Source organism: Alphaproteobacteria bacterium, assembly GCA_019746225.1.
In the GTDB taxonomy this organism is placed as follows: domain Bacteria; phylum Pseudomonadota; class Alphaproteobacteria; order Paracaedibacterales; family VGCI01; genus VGCI01.
In genome coordinates, this window is the sequence record JAIESE010000002.1 from 1 (window position 1) to 1,798 (window position 1,798).

Sequence of the window (1,798 nt, forward strand, 5' to 3'; positions counted from 1 at the left end):
AGTTTTTGAATTTGTACGTCAAGGCTCTGTTCATTTTTAGACACACGGGCATATCCAAATTTCATTTTCACTTCCTGATGTATAAATTTTTGTTCCAAAAACAAGAATAACCGTGTATTTTGGCGTAAATTATTTTGGCATTAGTTTTGGAACGAATTTTCGTTTGTTTCATTTCAAAATGCAAGGTCTTTGCGCATTGTATCAAAAACATCTGTTTTTGGTACGCATCAGGAGTCATTATGTCAGCCATTGAAAAGACCGCTTGTCCCAGTTTCCCAAAAAGGAACAAAACCAAACTCGTAGCTATTCATTACTGCAGGATGAAATCATCATGATTATTCTGGTAGCAAAATACGATATCACCCATTCACGCTTTTATGGATTAGGATAAGCATGCCAGTTAGTTTTTTATCACCAGCCCAACGGGATAACTATGCACGATACCCTGATAACCTGTCATCAGATATTGCTGCCAGTCTTTTTTTCCTGGATGACCAAGATCTTGAATGGATAGCAGGCAAGCGTGGTGATTTCAGTCGCTTGGGTTATGCCTTGCAACTTGTAACAGTGCGTTTTCTCGGAACCTTTATTAATGATTTTCTGACTCTACCACATGTAGTGGTGGAACGAGTTGCTTCTCAAATCAGTATTTCGGGTGCCAGAGAATGTTTGTCAATTTATCAAGTCAGCAGGCAGCGTTGGCAACATAATGTTGAAATCCGATCTCGTTATGGATACGTTGAATTTGTAGAGAAAGGTAGTCGTTTTCGACTTGGGCGTATATTGTGCGCATTGTGCTGGACTGGTACTGATAGACCAGGTGTACTTTTTGATCATGCAATAGCTTGGTTGTGTACAAACAAAATATTGCTGCCTGGTGTGACAGTCCTTGAGCGTTTTATCGCAGAAATTCGTTCCAGGATGGAATCTCGCTTATGGCGAATGTTGATTAAAAAATTAACTACTGAACAGCAAAAAAAACTGAGTGACCTCTTGGTAACAGAGGATGACGAACATAAGTCATTGCTTGATAAGCTACGTAAAGGTCCAGTTAGTGTCAACAGTACTGCTCTTGTGCAAGCATTAAAACGAGTTGAATCTGCTCGCACCATGCGTGTTGACTTGCCATTGTACCGCATACCAGCCAGCAGAATAGCAATACTGGCGCGTTACGCCAATACAGCAAAAATTACAGCAATCAACCGCTTGCCTTTTGAGCGTAAAATGGCCACGCTCGTTGCATTTGCCAATCATTTTGAATCAGACTCACAAGATGATTCGCTGGACGTGCTCAGTATGGTATTGGGTGATTTATTCTCAAAAGCCAAGCAGGAAAATAAAAAGACGCGATTGCGAACTCTTAAAGATCTTGATAAAGCTGCGGCCACATTGCTTGATGCCTGTAGGTTACTACTGAATACGGAATTCCCTGATCATGAAATTCGGGATGCCATTTATAAAACCGTAGGTCATGAAGCACTCATCCATGCGGTTGAAAATGCCAGCGCCTTAATCAGGCCGCCAAGTAATGTGTTTTATCATGAGCTTGAACAAAAGGAAAAAACCGTTCAAAAATTTTTACCAGCGCTTCTTCGAGTGATCAATTTTGAGGGTAATCAGGCGGGAAAACCTCTTCTTGCCAGTCTTGAATGGTTAAGGGGAAAACAAACCGATGAACCACCAATGGAGATCGTTGGGAAGTCATGGAAACGTAACGTCATTATTAAAGATGAATGCAGCATTATCAAGTGGTCACAAGAAGAACCACGCCCCACTTATCGTGTCATAAAAAAGCTTT

Annotated in this window: 1 protein-coding gene; it reads left to right on the forward strand. The window is 40.9% G+C overall.

Going from position 1 to position 1,798, the window contains the following annotated elements; translation table 11 throughout:
• Positions 1–393 precede the first annotated feature (393 nt).
• Positions 394–1,798 (forward strand): DUF4158 domain-containing protein (locus tag K2Y18_00590; protein MBX9804235.1); only part of this gene is annotated, 1,405 nt, incomplete at its 3' end.